At 36.1% G+C, this 17,215-nt stretch carries 10 protein-coding genes and 1 pseudogene; 3 read left to right on the top strand and 8 right to left on the bottom strand.

What is annotated here, in order from left to right; all coding sequences use genetic code 11:
* Positions 1-125: 125 nt before the first annotated feature.
* From serS to BUB96_RS04430, 4 genes are all read right to left on the bottom strand, one after another.
* Positions 126-1,415: a serine--tRNA ligase gene (serS, locus tag BUB96_RS04445; RefSeq protein WP_073297066.1), complete on the bottom strand. Its 1,290-nt coding sequence runs from the start codon at positions 1,413-1,415 to the stop codon at positions 126-128.
* Between the two features lie 54 nt (positions 1,416-1,469).
* On the bottom strand, positions 1,470-2,801 hold the full coding sequence (locus BUB96_RS04440; protein WP_084136845.1) for a serine hydrolase: 1,332 nt from the start codon (positions 2,799-2,801) through the stop codon (positions 1,470-1,472).
* A gap of 235 nt (positions 2,802-3,036) precedes the next feature.
* Positions 3,037-4,221 carry a sensor histidine kinase gene (locus BUB96_RS04435; protein WP_073297063.1) on the bottom strand — a complete coding sequence of 395 codons (1,185 nt, stop codon included), beginning with the start codon at positions 4,219-4,221 and terminating at the stop codon, positions 3,037-3,039.
* On the bottom strand, positions 4,208-4,897 hold the full coding sequence (locus tag BUB96_RS04430; RefSeq protein ID WP_073297060.1) for a response regulator transcription factor: 690 nt from the start codon (positions 4,895-4,897) through the stop codon (positions 4,208-4,210). Before BUB96_RS04430 ends, BUB96_RS04435 begins: the two co-directional genes overlap by 14 nt.
* Before the next feature lie 195 nt (positions 4,898-5,092).
* Between BUB96_RS04430 and BUB96_RS04425 the strand changes: the two genes are divergently transcribed.
* On the top strand, positions 5,093-5,770 hold the full coding sequence (locus BUB96_RS04425) for a class A sortase (protein ID WP_073297057.1): 678 nt from the start codon (positions 5,093-5,095) through the stop codon (positions 5,768-5,770).
* Between the two features lie 563 nt (positions 5,771-6,333).
* Here the strand turns inward: BUB96_RS04425 and yidD are convergent.
* The 3 genes and pseudogenes from yidD to BUB96_RS04410 form a co-directional block, all read right to left on the bottom strand.
* A pseudogene (gene yidD / locus BUB96_RS10540) lies at positions 6,334-6,570 on the bottom strand (membrane protein insertion efficiency factor YidD); the annotation flags it as partial.
* A 105-nt stretch (positions 6,571-6,675) separates the two neighbouring features.
* Positions 6,676-7,959 carry a nucleobase:cation symporter-2 family protein gene (locus tag BUB96_RS04415; RefSeq protein ID WP_073297051.1) on the bottom strand — a complete coding sequence of 428 codons (1,284 nt, stop codon included), beginning with the start codon at positions 7,957-7,959 and terminating at the stop codon, positions 6,676-6,678.
* A gap of 4 nt (positions 7,960-7,963) precedes the next feature.
* Complete coding sequence (locus BUB96_RS04410) at positions 7,964-8,548, bottom strand: xanthine phosphoribosyltransferase (protein ID WP_073297048.1); 585 nt, start codon at positions 8,546-8,548, stop codon at positions 7,964-7,966.
* A 217-nt stretch (positions 8,549-8,765) separates the two neighbouring features.
* Between BUB96_RS04410 and BUB96_RS04405 the strand changes: the two genes are divergently transcribed.
* Both BUB96_RS04405 and BUB96_RS04400 read left to right on the top strand, forming a co-directional pair.
* On the top strand, positions 8,766-9,683 hold the full coding sequence (locus tag BUB96_RS04405; RefSeq protein ID WP_073297045.1) for a hypothetical protein: 918 nt from the start codon (positions 8,766-8,768) through the stop codon (positions 9,681-9,683).
* 9 nt (positions 9,684-9,692) lie between these two features.
* Positions 9,693-10,688: a nuclease-related domain-containing protein gene (locus tag BUB96_RS04400; protein ID WP_073297041.1), complete on the top strand. Its 996-nt coding sequence runs from the start codon at positions 9,693-9,695 to the stop codon at positions 10,686-10,688.
* A 362-nt stretch (positions 10,689-11,050) separates the two neighbouring features.
* Here the strand turns inward: BUB96_RS04400 and BUB96_RS04395 are convergent, their stop codons facing one another.
* The gene (locus BUB96_RS04395; RefSeq protein ID WP_073297037.1) at positions 11,051-17,206 is read right to left on the bottom strand and encodes a Cna B-type domain-containing protein; all 6,156 of its coding nucleotides are present in this window, start codon (positions 17,204-17,206) and stop codon (positions 11,051-11,053) included.
* Positions 17,207-17,215 lie beyond the last annotated feature (9 nt).

The raw sequence follows: 17,215 nt of genomic DNA, 5'->3' as shown, positions 1-17,215 counted from the left end.
GTCCTCTTTTCTTTAAAAAAGTTTAAGTGCTCGCTTAAATACGATGTTTTCCTATTATCAGGCCTATTATACCGAGTAAAAAGACCCCTTGCAAAAAAGAGGTCTTTCAGTATTTTTTAATATTTTTAGTTTTTTTCTGTAATAACTTCTAGGCCACCCATATAAGGAACTAATACTTTTGGAACTTTCACTGAACCGTCTTCTTGTTGGTAATTTTCCAAAATGGCTGCTACCGTTCGGCCAACAGCTAAACCTGACCCATTTAAAGTATGTGCATATTGGATTTTTCCACTTTCTTCACGACGGAAACGGATCATTCCTCGACGAGCTTGGAAATCTTCGGTATTTGAACAAGAACTAATTTCGCGATAAGTATCTTGAGCTGGCATCCACACTTCTAAATCATACGTTTTGGCTGCAGCAAAGCCCATGTCACCTGTACATAATACGATACGGCGATAAGGTAATTCTAACTTTTCTAAAATGCCTTCTGCATCGCGTGTCATTTTTTCTAATTCATTGTAAGATTCTTCAGGTGTGGCTAGTTTTACTAATTCAACTTTGTGGAATTGATGGAGTCGAATCAATCCTCTAGTGTCTCGTCCAGCACTTCCAGCTTCAGAACGGAAACTTGGACTCATCGCTGTAAAATATTTTGGTAAGTCTGCTTCATCTAGAATTTCATCTCGATAGTAATTTGTTAAAGGAACTTCGGCAGTTGGAATTAATGTAAGATTTTCGTTTTCTATTTCATAGACATCTTCTTTGAACTTTGGAAATTGCCCCGTCGCATACATTGAATCATCATTAACTAAGTAAGGGGTTACGAGTTCTTCATATCCATTTTCAGAGGTATGCGTGTCGAGCATAAAGTTATAGAGGGCTCGTTCTAAACGTGCAGCTGCTCCTTTATAGTAAACAAAACGACTTTGAGCAACCTTTGCTCCTCGTTGGAAATCTAAAATTCCTAGGTTTTCGCCAATTTCCCAATGAGGTTTTGGATTCTCTCCTGGTCGAGCAATGAGCTCATCTCCCCAACGGCTAATTTCCACGTTATCGTCTTCCGTTTCTCCTACTGGGACTGATTTGTGGGGTAAGTTTGGGAGTCTTGAGGCAATATCATTTGTTTCTGCCTTTACTTTTTCGAGTTCATGATCTGCTTTTTTAATTTCTTTGCTAACTTTTTGCATGGAGTGGATGGCTTCATCCGCAGATTCTTTGTTTCGTTTTTTCTCCGCAATTTCTTTGGTTACTTGATTGCGTTCATTTTTCAACTGTTCTGATTTTTGAATTAGATCTCTGCGCTTTTTATCCATTTCTTGTAAACGTGCAATGTCTTCTTTTTTTACACCACGTTTTTTTAATTGTTCTGTAGCTTTTTCGAAGTCATTTCGAATAAGTTTCATATCCAACATGAAGCAACACTCCTTTGATTTTTTCTTATTTTTTTATACATTTTAAACTTTTTATTAGAATCGACTAGCAATACTGTCAAAGAATGAGACCATCCAATTCCACGCTTGACCAAATAAGCCTGCTTTATCGACAGCTTCGGTAGCTACTAAAGGAACAGAGGTTACTTTATCTTTTTCTAAATAGCCTAGCTCATTTCCAGAATACTCAATTACTAATTCCCCTAACTCCATTCCTTTAGCGATTGGAGCTTCTACGGATCCATCTTCAGTTAGAATATCAGGATTCCAGACAACAGAATAATTTAAATCTTCTTCTATATTGTCATCTAATTGAACAAGCATTTCAAGTGTTTCACTAGGTTCAAAGTTTACAGTATCTTCTTTACCATTTGCGACGGCTAATGGTTCATAATCTAATCTATCTTCCCAGTTTTCGGTCACTTCTTGCATTGTCCATTCGTCAAAACCAAAGTCCATCATTTTGTCTGTTTCAACAAAGCGTGTGGTTTTATCGTCTCCTGAATTTAGAACAACGGTGATTAAACGGCGTCCCTCTTCTTCTGCAGTTCCTGCGAAAGTTGCGCCTGCCAAATCGGTTGTTCCTGTTTTTAGTCCATCCACATGTTCTCGTTCAAAAAGCATTCCTGGTAACATCCAGTTCCAGTTGACCATGTTTACTGCATCCACAGTTCCTTCGCGGAATGTTTTTGTTGGTGTACTAGCAATTTCAAGGATCTCTGGATAGTCGGTTAAAATGTGGTTCGCTATAATTGCAGCTGATCGAGCACTCATCATGTTTTCATCAGATTCTGAAGATCCTGGATAAAGATTATCTTGTAAATATTCATTATTTAAACCCGTTGCATTCACTAAAGAAGCATCGGTTACCCCAAAGGATTCGACCGTCTCGATCATACGATCAACAAATTCTGGTTCTGAACCAGCAATCGCTTCTGCAATTGCAACTGTTGCTCCATTTGCGGAATAAATGGCCATGGCTTCATATAACTCTTTTATTGTGTAAGTATCGTCAATTCTTAGAGGAACGTTTGACAATTCATAATTTTGACTAATTTGATAAGCGTGGTCACTAATGGAAACTTCTTTGTCCCAAGAGATATTCCCAGCGTCTACTTCTTCAAAAAGAATATACTCGACGATCATCTTTGACATGGAAGCAATCCCTAATGGTTCATCAATGTCTTGACCTTGAAGAATTTGACCGGTATCAAAGTCTACGATAATAGACGCTTCAGCATCCACATCTAAGCTTTTTGCTTGAACAGCCTGTCCTAAATTTGGTGCAAGAGCTCCAAATAAAGCGGCGGATGAGGCTCCGATAATAGTACTTTTTTTAAGATTTAATTTTATTTTTTGATTGAACATTTCTTGTTTTTCCCCTAACTTCTAATTTCATTCGTATTCGTTACTTGAGGCTTCTTATTTTATAAATAAAATGACTCATTTATTTCATAATGACAAAATATTTACTAAACCCTGATAGGCAGTAGCATTCGCGTAGGTTCACTAAACTATCTAAAAGGATACCACATATTTGTCATGAAATAAACGAGTCTTTAGATGTATTCATAAAGTTATACTATTTGTCGTGAAAAAGACCTTAACCCTTACTTACTTTTGCTTTTAACGGTAAATCAATAATGAACTTTGTCCATTCATTGTTTGTTTCTGCAGTAATAGTTCCCGAATGCAACTCGACGATCCCCTTAGCAATGGCTAAGCCTAAGCCGGTACTGGCTGATTCTTGAGATCGGGAAGTCTCTGCCCGATAAAAACGTTCAAATAATTGATCCAAAGCTTCATCCGGAATGGGTTCTCCATCGTTTTTAATTGCTATTTGAACATGATTTTCCTTCGTTTGCTCAATATCAATCGCAATTTTTTTCCCACCTTTCCCATATTTTAAGGCATTCGTTAAAAGGTTATTAAATACGCGCACAAGCTTTTCTGAGTCGCCTTCCATCATTAACCGCTCTTTGGATGAATGAATTTCGATATCCATTCCTTTTTCCTCAGCTTCGATCTGAAAATCAATCGCCAGTTGTTCTAACAATTGAACCATATCAAATGTGATTAAATTTAAAGGCGTATCGGTTTGACGAACGGTGGTATATTCAAATAAATCATCCACTAATGTTTTCATTTGACGTGCTTTTTTATAGGCGGTGTGCACATAACCACGCGCTTCTTCGATTGAATGATAACGGTCTTGTTCGACCAATCCTAAATAGCCAATGACTGAAGTTAAAGGCGTTCGAATGTCATGGCTCACGTTAGTAATCAGCTCATCTTTTATTTGCTCCAAGCGTCGTTCTTCTTCCATGGCCGCGATGGTTGAGTCCACTAAGACATGAATACTATCAATAAATTCTTGAAGATCGCTATCTTTACTGGGTGGAATCCGATACTCAAAGTTTCCTTGCGCAATATAATGTAGTTCTGAAATAATATGTCGTATTTCATAATTTCGATACCGTCTGCGTAAGCGCCAGACAATAGCAATGATTGCTAGAAGCAACAGAAAAATATAGACAAAAGGATTCACCTCAAACAAACTCTGGTCTTTCATCTCAATAAATAAATCACCAAAAAACCAAAAATCTTCAAAAAATGTTGGAAAAGCATTCACTAAAATTCGAAAAATCTGGTAGGTCGCATAATACAATAACACTATAATACCTGCCGTGATAAAACCTTCTCCCACTAAAACCCCTTTCTCATAGGAGGTTAACTTGAGAGAAGTTTTTGCTTGATGGTCTGTAGAAAATTGATTAGTCTGCTTCAATTTTATAGCCCACTCCCCAAACTGTTTTCACGATTTCTTCGCCACTGGTGACTTGCTCTAATTTATCACGCAAATGACTGACATGCACCATGACTGTTTTGGAAGGAACCGCGTTTTCTTGTTGCCACACACGCTCAAAGATTTCATCCGCACTAAAAACACGATTAGGATTGCTGGCTAATAAATATAAAATACCAAACTCTAAGACGGTTAAATGAACAGATTCTCCATCGATAGTCGTCACTTCATGCTGGTCTTTATTAATGATTAATGAGCCAATCTTAATTTCGCCCGTTTGTTCATGCGGTTCTTTACCAAAAGAACTGCGGCGCAACAAAGATTTGATACGAGCAACTACTTCTAAAGGATTAAAAGGTTTGACGACATAATCATCTGCCCCTTTTGCGAGGCCTCGAATTTTATCAATATCTGCGGTTTTTGCACTTAACATTAAAATAGGGACCTGTGATTCTTCACGAATTTTTTTGACGACTTCCAAACCATCCATTTCAGGCATCATAATATCTAACACTAAGCAATCGGGATTGCTTTCTATAAATTTTTGGTAGGCTTCTTTCCCATCATAAGCTTTGATTACTTCAAAGCCTTCATTATTAATATAAATTTCCAATAAATCACAAATTTCTCGATCATCATCTGCAATTAATATTCGCATTATAGGCTTTCCTCTCTTTAATCGTTGTTTTGTTATTTTATCATGCATTTAGCAATAAACAGCCTTTAAATATGCTTTTTAGACTCCTTTTATTCCGTTTCTTCCAAGGATGTATTATAATAGAAGAAATCTTCAGTTATACGATTTCATTATACCCATTATACTAAATTATTCCGAGGGAGAAACAAAAACAAAATGAAAAAACAGCGATTTTTATCTATTTTAAGTACCCTTTTAATAACTGCAGGGATTCTTTTGCTCCTTTCGCCCCGTCTTACTTCTTGGTGGATTGACTATCGCTCCAATCAAAATGTAGCGGCTACCGAAGAAATTTCTGCTCAATCTTTACAAGATAATTTAAAAAGGGAATCCGATTTTGATTTTGATGCGATCGAAGAAATTAGTCCTACTGGCGCTTTATCCGATGGCGGCGCGGTTGATGAAAGCTTAATTGTGGGGCGTTTATTTATCCCAAGTATTGATTTAAATCTAACGGTATATAATGGAGTAAATAATCAAATCCTGAATGCAGGTGTCGGCACCATGCGCCCTGACTTAACGATGGGCGAAGGGAATTTTCCCATTGCTGGTCACTATGCCAGCACTAAAAATGTTCTATTTGCTGATTTGACTTCTGTAGCTATGGATGATGCTATCTTTTTAACCGATAATGAAAAAATGTATGAATATCGTGTGTATGATACTAAAATTGTAGATCCTTCAGAAATCGAGTGGATCTATGACGAAGTTTCAGAAGAACGAGGGAAGCCCGTCCTTTCACTTATGAACTGTTATTATGTTGACGGGAAAAATAGTGGAGACCGTTACTTCGTTTTTGCTGAGCTAGTTGATGTGCAAGACAATAATAATTAGTCAATAAACCTTTAAAGTCACGATTTTTAAATGACTTTAAAGGTCTTTTTTTATTTATTCTCTAGTTTCTCCATCGCATTTAAGACTAACCATAAATGATAACTTTTGTTTTCAATATCCGTTTCCGTAATTCCCCGTGTAACGAGAAAAGTTTGAGCAAGGTGGGGCATATTGGTATACCAAATTCCCGTTTTTTCTAATACTACTAGAGGATATTTTGAGCCTAACTCTAAATCGAGGTCAAAATTTTCAACTTCTTTTAAATAAGGTTGATTCTTTTTTGTTTTTGGCAGGGTGAAGTATTGGTAGTCATCGGCTGAAAGGTTCGGGAAGATGTCAATATCGATTAATAGGTCAAGTTCTTCTTCAGAAAATTCTTTTTTTATTTCTTCTGCGTTTAGTTTTTTTATATCGGCGATTTCTTGGAGAGTGGCTAAAGAGGAAGGAAGTTGTTCTGAGATTTTTAGCTGCTTTTCATAAGTCGCCATCAAAGTAGTCATTCTTTTTTGAGCTTCTTTATCTACCGGCATCAAAAATTCTGGAATATATTCGTCATTGATGTTTTCAGGATTTCTAAAAATAGTAAAATGATCCGGCACTTCATCGACTCCACCTTCGACAAAAGGGTTACAGCGAATAATACGAGCAGTTCCCATGACTCCACCTTTTAAAGCGCCATGCTTTTCGACGGCTTCGAGCGCGTAAGACGAACAAGTTGGATGATAACGACAGCTGGGTGGTGTTTGGGGTGAGATATATTTTTGGTAAAAGCGAATAATACGCATTAAAATTCTTTTCATTTTATTTTCCTCTATTGATTATTTTTTTATTCTAATAGTCCTATTTTAAGTCAAATCTACGTAAATAAAAAGAGAAGAGCACTTTTGCCCTCCTCTTTTAGAAATTTATTCCTTTTCTAAACCGTTAAAAAATAAATTTAGTAACACTGCGACAATAGTTCCGGCAACAATTCCACTACTGGTCATCCAAGAAATCCAAGCAGGTAATTGTGCGAAAGCTTCAGGGTTTACCGTAACGCCTACCCCCATAACGATCGCTGCACCTACAATCAAACTATTATTCCCAGATAAATCAACAGAGCCAATCACACTCATTCCATAAGCTAAGACATTCCCGAAGAGGAAAATCATCGCGCCTCCAAGAACGGGGGTTGGGACCGCTGTTGCGATGATGCCGATTTTCGGAATGAAGCCAGCAATTAGCATCAAAACGACTAAGTTCAAAATAACTTCGCGCTTTTTAACGCCCGACATTTGGACAACTCCAAGGTTTTGTGAGAAGGCCGTTTGTGGGTTGGTATTAAAAATACCGCTCAGTATAAAAGCGATAGCTGCAGAAAAATAACCTTTTCTTAGATCCGATTCTTCAATTTTTTGATCCATCATACTTCCTAGGGCTAAATAATTTCCAGTGGCTTCTATAATTGTTACGATCCCTACAATAACGAGGCTAACGATACTTCCTATCTCGAATTCTAGAGATGTAATCTTAAAAGGAATTGGGATTTGAAACCATGGTGCAGTCTGAACAGATGAGAAATCAAGTTGGCCAAACAGTCCGGCCACAGCCATTCCTCCAAGCATTCCAATTAAAATAGATATTGATTGAATAAAGCCTTGAGTGTAGCGATACAAAAGTAAAATAATGACAAAGGTTACGCCACCTACAATGAGATGCTCGATACTTCCATAATTAACAGCTTCGTCACCACCAGCTAAATAGTTAATCGAAACTGGAATCAGAGTGAGACCAATCAGAGAAACGACAATTCCGGTAACTAGCGTGGGGAATAGTCGATTTAATTTTGCAAAAACAGGCGCCAGAAACAACATGACAATGCCTGCCGCAAAGACTGAACCATAAGCCACGGCTGGGCTGTATTCGGTGCCCGCTTGAACGATTGGACCAATCCCTGTAAATGTCGTTGCCATAACGACCGGCAAGCCAATTCCAATGTATTTTCCTTTATAGATTTGTAGGAACGTTGCTATGGCACAAATGACAATATCTGCCGCAATAATATAAGCAGTTTGTTCAGGGGTGTAATTCAAAGCACCTGCAATAATAATAGGGACAACCACCGCTCCTGCATACATGGCTAGGAGGTGTTGCAGACTCAGGGCTATATTTTTTGCGGAAGACATTTCTTTAAATTTAAAATCTGTCATCTGTTTAATGCTCATCTTCTACAAACGTAATTTTATTATTTTCTAAAGAAGCAATTCGACAAATTGAGAAGATATCTACCCCTTTGTCTTCAATCTTCGCACGTCCAGGTTGGAAAGATTTTTCTACACAGATTCCAACACCCACAACTTCTGCTTTAGCTTGTTCTACTAGGTCAATTAATCCAAGTGCCGCTTCTCCATTGGCAAGGAAATCATCAATAATTAAAACTTTATCGTCTGGAGTAAGGTATTGTTTAGAAACAAGAACACGACTTGTTTTATTTTTTGTATAACTATGCACATTTGTAGAAAATTGATCTTCGTTTGAAAGAGTCGAAGGTTCGGTTTTCTTTGCAAATAACATGGGAATATTTAAATGAGACGCTACAAGAATCGCTGGAGCTATTCCAGAAGCTTCGATCGTCATAACCTTCGTTATTTCTTTATCTTTAAAGTACTCAATAAATTCATTACTGATTTCTTTCAACACAACAGGGTCGATTTGATGATTCAAAAATGAATCAACCTTCAATACATTTCCATCTAATACTACGCCGTCTTTTAATATTTTTTCTTTTAAATAGCTCACTTTATAAACTCCTCCTCGTATAATAAGGTGTATTATATAGCGTACCTCTCAGGAATGCAAGGTATAATTCGGTATTATCATACTTTTATGAATTTATTCATGAATTATCTTTAAAATCGTTCGTTATAACCGAACCTATAAATTTTTCTATTTTTTGAAAGTTTTTTCGAGAAATTGGCAATTTTTAGACAATTATATATATAGGGGGTAATTTGTAATGAGAAAAATAAATAACGAACGACATATGGAAATAGAAACTTCCGCTTCAAATTTAGACATTTTACGAGAATTAAATAAACGAGATGCATTAGATGAGGAGCTTACCAAAGAATTAAAACGAGTTGAAGCCAAAAACAGAGGGCTAAAGACCGTCCTAAATCACCTCAATCATTTGGGCAAAAATCATTGGGTCTATATGACAAATGTCTCTTTAGATTCCTACAATATCTTTACCTGTGATTTACTATTGATGACATCCACCCATCTTTATCCATTAGAAATTAATCATTATGACGGTTTATTTGAATTTAAAAAGGAGCTCAGTTTGTTAAACGGCAAAGAGCCGGATCAGTTGCCGATTGAATCCGCCCAATGTGTAGCTACGCTCATAAATGCTTTTAGTACGATCCGTTCAATTAATCTAGACGTAAAAGGAGCCGCTATCTTTCCAAGTTCTACAAATCAAATTCGTATTTACGACGAAGTGCCAGAAATTGAGATCGTGGGTGCGGATCAACTCGATGCTTTTATTAAACAAATGATTCGAGATGAAAAGAACAGGAACAGCGATGAAAAAATTGACCCTCGGTACATCCGCTGGCTCAGAGAAATTGATCAGCAACAACCCATCTGGACCATCCATATCTCCGATGAAATGAAAGAACACATCCATCCTGGCATTGCGTGTCGAGCTTGTAATGGTTTTGATGTAACCATCGGCAAAGAGTTTGTTTCTTGCCCTTGCGGAAAATACGAGCCGCTTGAAGAAGCCATTGTTCGAACCATTTGTGAATATGGTGTTTTAAATTACGAAAAAAGTCTTTATCCACCCGATCTGCATTTGTTTTTTGATAATCAGATTTCTATGGAACAAATTGAAACATGTTTAGCCAAGCATTTTTCACTTGTGGGATGAAAGGACTCGATGATAATGGAAGCCTTAAAAATACAAGTCTCATCAAAATTAGAGATTTTACGAGAATTGGAAAAGCGCACAGCTCTCCCCGAGGATTTAGAAAACGAACGAATTCGGCTCGAAGCGGGCGATCAGGGCAAACAAAAGGTCCTCTCCTATCTCCAACAATTCGGTAGCGAACATTGGCGGATCCTCCCCAATTTATGGCTCGATTACTTCGAAAAATTCGAATGTGATTTGCTTTTGTTAACTAGTGTCGGTATATATCTCTTTGAAATCAAAAATTATACCGGCCAATTTGAGTTTCGAAAAAATCAGTGTCTAATAAACGGAAAGAAAGTAGGCCACAATGCCATTGCACAAGCCCAGAAAGTTTCTATCAACATAAAGAGTATCCTAAACAACGCCTCTATTTCTGTGAATATCCAAGGCGCAGCAATTTTTATTGGACTGCATAACGAAGTAATCATTCATGATCCCGTCGAAGACATTGATATTGTGCAGGCCAACCAACTCAGAAAGTATATTTGGCAAATCGTTCAAGAAGAAAGGAATTATCAAGGAGCACCCATCGATTCTCAAAAGATTCTCCAAATCTTAAATGCCTACAGAACAGAGAATCCGTTCAGTCAAGACGATATCCCAGAAGATATCAAAATGCATGCCCAAAAAGGAATTCTTTGTAGTCGGTGTGGCAATTTCAATCTAGATACCAACCGATCCTATATCTCTTGCAGTTGCGGGATGCACGAACCTCGGGAAAATGCCATCATCCGAACCATTTGCGAATACGGCGTTATCCATCATAATAAAGAGCTCACCGTCGCTGAATTAGTTAAGTTTTTTGATGGGGAACTATCGAGTCAGACTCTGCGAAAATATTTAAACACTCATTTTACTCGAATAGGAATAGGAAAAGGAACAAAATACCTTAATCCTAGTTCACCATTTACGAAAGCCCAGAAACATTTTGACTTAAAAAAGCCTCGTTACTTAGAATTTTAGTTTTATGTGATAGTTTTTTGAAATGATTAGCACATAAATATTTTTATCTAATACCTTTTACAAATTGTTATCTCATAAATATTTTTATCTAATACTTTTTCGATTTGTTATCACATATAAATATTTATCTAATAACTTTTGCGATTTATTATCTCATAAAATTATTTATCTACTACTTTTTTCGATTTGTTATCACATAAGTTTGTGTAGCCATTTCATTAATTAGTTACTCTTTATTTAAAGGCCCTAGAAAGAAGAAATTTGCGCACAAATTTCCACATCCTTTTAAAGACAAAGAAATCCCCTTCCTGACTTCGGGAGAGCTCAAGGAAGGGGATTTTTCTTTATATCAATTTTCTAGCTTATTCATTTGTGTGTTTCTTTTTGTAATAGACCATTCCAACGCCTAAGCCGATTAAGACTACAGCTAATAGCGTGTAAGAAACTGCTTCACCTGTTTGCGGTAAGACAGAATCATCTTTTGGATCTTCTGGATCTGTTGGATCTTCACCTGATGGATCTTCTGGGTGAGGATCTGTTGGTGTATCTGGATCCTCTACAGGTTCATTTGTAACAACGAAACCATCTTCAGCATTTCCTTTGATAGATTCCGTTACAAATCCTTTTACTTTATCTTCAGTAACAGTATAGACGATTTTTTTACCATCTTTATATTCATCTAATTCCGTGAAATTTGCTTGCCAATTATTCTTAGCATTTAATTTAACGGAATCAATTTTTTCACCGTTTGCGAATAAATTAATCGTAATCGAATCTGGACGATTCGCAATGTTATTATTATCGTTCCAAGATTTCACAACATTTACACTTGTCTTACCTGGAGTGTAACTATTGGTAATTTCTGTACCATTAATTTCAGTAGAGTAACCTTCTACTTCATCCTCTTGAACAGTATAATTAATCTCCTCACCATTCTCGAATCTTGGTAAATCAGTGAATGAATACTTCCACTCATCTTCTTCTGTTACTTCGACATGGTCTATTTCTTCACCATTTGCTAATAAACGAACTATAATTGAATCTGGACGTTTGCCGTCTTGATTATCAGCATCATCCCAAGTTTTAGTTCCACTAACATCAATTCGTTCGACTTCATGCGTATTGATTAAAGTGAAGTCATAGACTTTTTCGTCATTTTCTTCCTCGCCAGGAATTACTTCTACAGAATACAAGTCTTCATCTAGGCTTACTTCCTTAACCGTGTAATCAATTTGAACTCCTTCATCGCGGTACTTAGGTAGATTAATGAATGACCCTTTCCAGGCACCCTCTTCATCTGCAGTAATGGCAACAACTTTTCCAGTTGCTTCACCATCTGCATACAGTTCCACTTCAATGTGATCTGGACGGAAACCTGCTAAGTCGTCTTCATCATTCCACTCTTTAGTGACTGAAACTTCAGTTAATTCTGGTGTATGTTTATTCGTTAAAACATAACCATCTTCTGAAGTACCCATTTGTACTACTTCGTAACCTGTAACAGCTACCTCTTTAATCGTATATTCAATTTCCTTACCATCTGCATAAACATCTAATTCAGTAAAGTCTGCCTGCCAGTTGTTATCTGCATTTAATTCAATTGTTTTATCTGTTTCTTCACCGTTTGCTAGTAATTTTACAGTGACTGATTCTGGACGAATGCCATCTTGATTTTCGGCATCATCCCATGCTTTCACTACATTAATACTGGTTTGCTCTGGAGTGTAACTGTTTGTAATGTCCATACCAGCTATTTCAGTTGAATAATCTTCTACTCCATCTTCTTGAACGGTATAGTTGATTTCTTCACCATTCTTGAATTTTGGTAAGTCGGTAAATGAGTACTTCCACTCATCTTCTTCATTCACTTTAGCTTCTGCTACTTCTTCACCATTTGCTAGTAAACGAACAGTAATAGAATCTGGGCGCTTGCCATCTTGATTATTAGCATCGTCCCATGCTTTCGTACCTGATAAATCAATTAATTCTGGCTCATGGATATTTGTTAAAATATAACCATCTTCTGAAGTACCGGTTTGAACTACTTCATAACCTTTAACCGCTACTTCTTCGATTGTATATTCAATTGTTTCACCATCTGCATAAACATCTAATTCAGTAAAGTCTGCCTGCCAGTTATTATCTGCATTTAATTCAATTGTTTTATCTGTTTCTTCACCGTTTGCTAGTAATTTTACAGTGACTGATTCTGGACGAATGCCATCTTGATTTTTGGCATCATCCCATGCTTTCACTACATTAATACTGGTTTGCTCTGGAGTGTAACTGTTTGTAATGTCCATACCATCTATTTCAGTTGAATAATCTTCTACTCCATCTTCTTGAACGGTATAGTTGATTTCTTCACCATTCTTGAATTTTGGTAAATCGGTAAATGAGTACTTCCACTCATCTTCTTCATCCACTTTAGCTTCTGCTACTTCTTCACCATTTGCCAGTAAGTGAACAGTAATGGAATCTGGACGTTTACCATCTTGATTTCCAGCATCGTTCCAAATCTTCGTTCCTTCGATATCAATTACGGCTGGATTATGTGTATTCGTAATCTCAAATCCATCTGTAACTGTTCCTGAAATATCTACTTCGTAATCTGGAACTGCTATTTCTTCAACTGTATATTCAATTTCATCACCATTTTCATCAATTGGTGATAAACCAGTAAATGTAGTTATCCAATCATTTTCCTCGCTCAGAGATATAGATTTTTTAACTTCTCCATTAGCTAATAAATTTACTGTAATTGATCCTGGACGTTTACCATCTTGATTATCAGCATCATCCCAGATTTTTTCTGCAGAAATTTCTAGCTCAGCGATATTTTCCACGGGCAATTCGATTTTTTTATTCTCTTTATTTACTTCTATTTTAATTTCTTCATTCGATAGTACATATCCCTCTGGTGCTTCTACTTCTTTCAGATAATAAGTTCTAAATGGTAAATTACCATATTGAATCTTCCCATCTTCTGTTTCTTGAGCTTCACCAGTTACAATTTGTTTTTCACCATTTAGAAGGTAATAAAGTTCAAATGTTGCTGGACTAGAGATTGGCTCCTCAGTTTCAGAGTCAACTTTAACAATTTCAATTTGTCCTCTGTTTTCTTTACCTGAACCTGTTCCCCATGATGATTGTCTTGCTTCATACTCTTTTTTGCTTGAGTCTCCAAGTTTTTTATCTCCACCTAATAGAGATGCTTTATTACTGATCTTTCCGTCTGTAGCAACAACGACTGTCTTATAAGTTATAAAGTATCTATTTTCTTCAATATGTCCCAGTGAGATTGATAAATCTGTCCCACTTACATCATTAGGTTTAATTGTGATATCGTCTTCGTCTAAATCTACTTCATTACCTTCAGCGATAGCATCTTGATAAACTTTAATACTATCATTTACTAAAACTAAACCTTCACTGATTGTATCTTTAAATACAGCGTTTTTAATATCTGATAAACTTTCATTGATACTAATTTCCCAAACGATTTCATCATCTGTATAGGCGATATCACCATCAACACTGTTTGTTTCTTTATTGATGAATTGATTATGTCTATCATATTTCACCTCAGAATCATACGTTTTTTCTTGCTCGTTTTTATCTGTAACTGTTGCTTGATTTTTGTACCACTCTTCAGAAAGTCCGTTGATTTTAGAACTGAATTCAACTAATGCCGGCTTATCTACTCCATCTGCAAACGTTAAAGTAAATCCATCTTTTTCTTCATTATAAACTACAACACGACCCTCAGTAATTTCTTCACCTTTGTTGAAGTTACCATCTTTATCTAAGCTAAATTCATAGACTTTTACGTCCTCATTTAACGTCTGGTCGCCTTGAGTTAATGTATCTGTTATAACAAACGGTCCACCTGTTAAGTTTTGACCAGTTGCATTGGCGAAAATCTGCCAATTGATTATTCGATTTTCTCTGTCTAAAGAACCAGATTTTTTACCGCCATTGACGTATTCCTCTTTTACATTATATTTTGCATCGTCATTCTCGGTAAATCCTTTTTCATTTTCTTCTACATCTTTTGTTTTACCTGTATATGTTACGTTATTTTTGTATTGTCTACCTGTATTTAATTCTCCATCAGCAGCCAAAACTTCATTTGGATCAAAAGATGTCTTGAAGTAGATTTCATATTTCGCTCTTTTTAATGATCCATTAAACTCTAGTTCAAAACCATCTACACCTTTATCATTTAATTCATACTGATCACTCGGAACAATTTCTCCATCTTTAAGGACTCTTAAAGATTCAGCTATGAACTTCATAGATTTTGCTGGTTCAAAAGAATCAGTAATCGTAAGTTCTGTAATCTCTTCTTTGATTGCATCTACAGTTAACTTCCAGCTCATCGTTTTATTAGTGTAGTTTAGACCATCATAGGTTATATCATCTTCTATAACTTTCCAATATTCATTTTCTTTCTTATATTCATTGAATTTGTCTGGTTTGATAGATGGTTCTTTTGTAGTATCTTCTACGCCTACGCCTTCTAAACCATCCCCATCCAAATCTACCTTGTTTTTATAACCTTCTTGCCCTTCAGGGAGGTTTTTTATGATTTTCGTATCATACTCAATTCTATACTCACTATTGATATCACCAAGATTGATTGTAAACCCATCAGCAGTAGGATTTAATTGATCGTCAGTTAATGCTAATTCTTTATTGTTTTTCACATCAAAAACTTTAATCGAATCTTTAATTAGCTCAAGTCCCGCCCCGATGCTATCTGTAATAACCGCATTTTTAATAGTGTGTTGCGCTTTGTTCACATGAATTTCCCAAGAAATCTTATCGTCTTTATAATCTGTTTCATCTTTACCAGTCTTTTCTAGTAAAGATTCTCTTTTTACCTTTATTGGAGCGTCATCTTGATCTTTGACTTTACTATCGACTTCTAATTCCGCTTCATTTAAAAAATCGAGTTCTTTTGTATATTCTTTGAAATGACTGTAATCAATATTTGTAATTACTTGAATTCTATATGCGCCATCAATATTTCCAAGTTCTATAGGAAAGCCCGTGAAATCTCCTTTTATATCCCCATCATATTCCCAGTCATTTCCTGATTTACTTAATTTCCAAACTCTGATCTCTTCAATATCTAATCCTTCTGGTAATTCATCTAGAACTTTTACATTCTTCAAACTAGATTCAGATTTATTTACATCAATTTGCCAAATAATCTGATCTTTATTCTGGTCATTTATCCATCCATCTTTTTCAATTAACGATCCTCTTTCAAGACCAGTTATGGTGTAGTCATCTTTATCTTTCTCTTCATCATTGTCTTTTAAAACAGCATCGTTTGTAAATTCGCCCTTGAATTCAGTTATATCTGTTCTATATTTGATTCTGTAAGCTTTATCTGTTTCTCCTAAATCAACTTTAAATCCTGAATCTATTTTAGATATGTCTGAATTTTCGATTTTATTACCTTCAGTAACTTTACCTTTATAACCAACTGTGAGCTCATATACTTCAATACTATCAAAATCTAACTTTAATCCTTCTGGAATAATATCTTCTACTGTTGCATTTGTTAGATTTTCTAATTTCGTATTGACATCAATGGTCCAGTTCAGATATTCTGGATTAATGTTTTCATTTGGTTCTCCAAATTTCTTAATATCATGGACATCTCCACTTGGTTTAGCTTTAATGATAAATTCTTTATTAATTGGGTCTTCAAATTTTATACTTTGATTAACATCTTCTTCAAATTCTGTTACATCAAATTCTAATAGGAAGCCTACTTCTCCAGCTCGATCACTTTTTTCTGTTAGTTCGTCATTAAATTCAACTCTTAAATGACCATCTTCTGTAATTTCATAAGTTCCGACTGGTAATCCATCTTCATATAGATTTCCCGTCGTTTGACCTGCAACACCATGTAATGCATCTGGTAATTTGATTTGAGCCCAGTCTCCTGCATTTAAATCAACATCATCAAATAATTCCCAATCAAAAGTAAATTGTAATTGTAAACCATCCGTTATTTCTATTTCTGTAGTACCTTCTTCTAATTCTTCACCATTCATGTGTATCTTTACATTGGTAAAGATACTGCTACCTAAATCCTTAGCTTCTTCTGCTAAAGGCTTAGCTTGGTCCTCATCATCTGTTTCTACATTCTCTTCTTCAGTTTCTTCCTCAACGGGGGGATCGTTATTATTGATATCCTCCGGTGTTTCATCCGCTACCTCATCATCTTCCGCAGGTACGGGATCATCTTCTGCTTCTTCTGATTCATTTTCAGCATTTACATCGACTACTTCTGCGCTATCACCATCATTTGATCCATCATCTAAGTCATCAACAGCATCCTCATTTACAGCATCTACATCTGAGGGTTCTACTTGTGTCGACTCATCTGCTTCTTCTGCCTGCATACTCGCTATTGCGTGTGACATTTGCGGTGTTAATACTGTGCTTAATAGCATAACCGACGTAATAGCTATATGTACAAGTTTATTTTTCTTCATTCTTTTCTC

Source organism: Atopostipes suicloacalis DSM 15692 (genome assembly GCF_900129085.1).
In the GTDB taxonomy this organism is placed as follows: domain Bacteria; phylum Bacillota; class Bacilli; order Lactobacillales; family Carnobacteriaceae_A; genus Atopostipes; species Atopostipes suicloacalis.
Note: the sequence above shows the minus strand (reverse complement) of the source record. Positions and strands in the feature narration are given on the sequence as shown.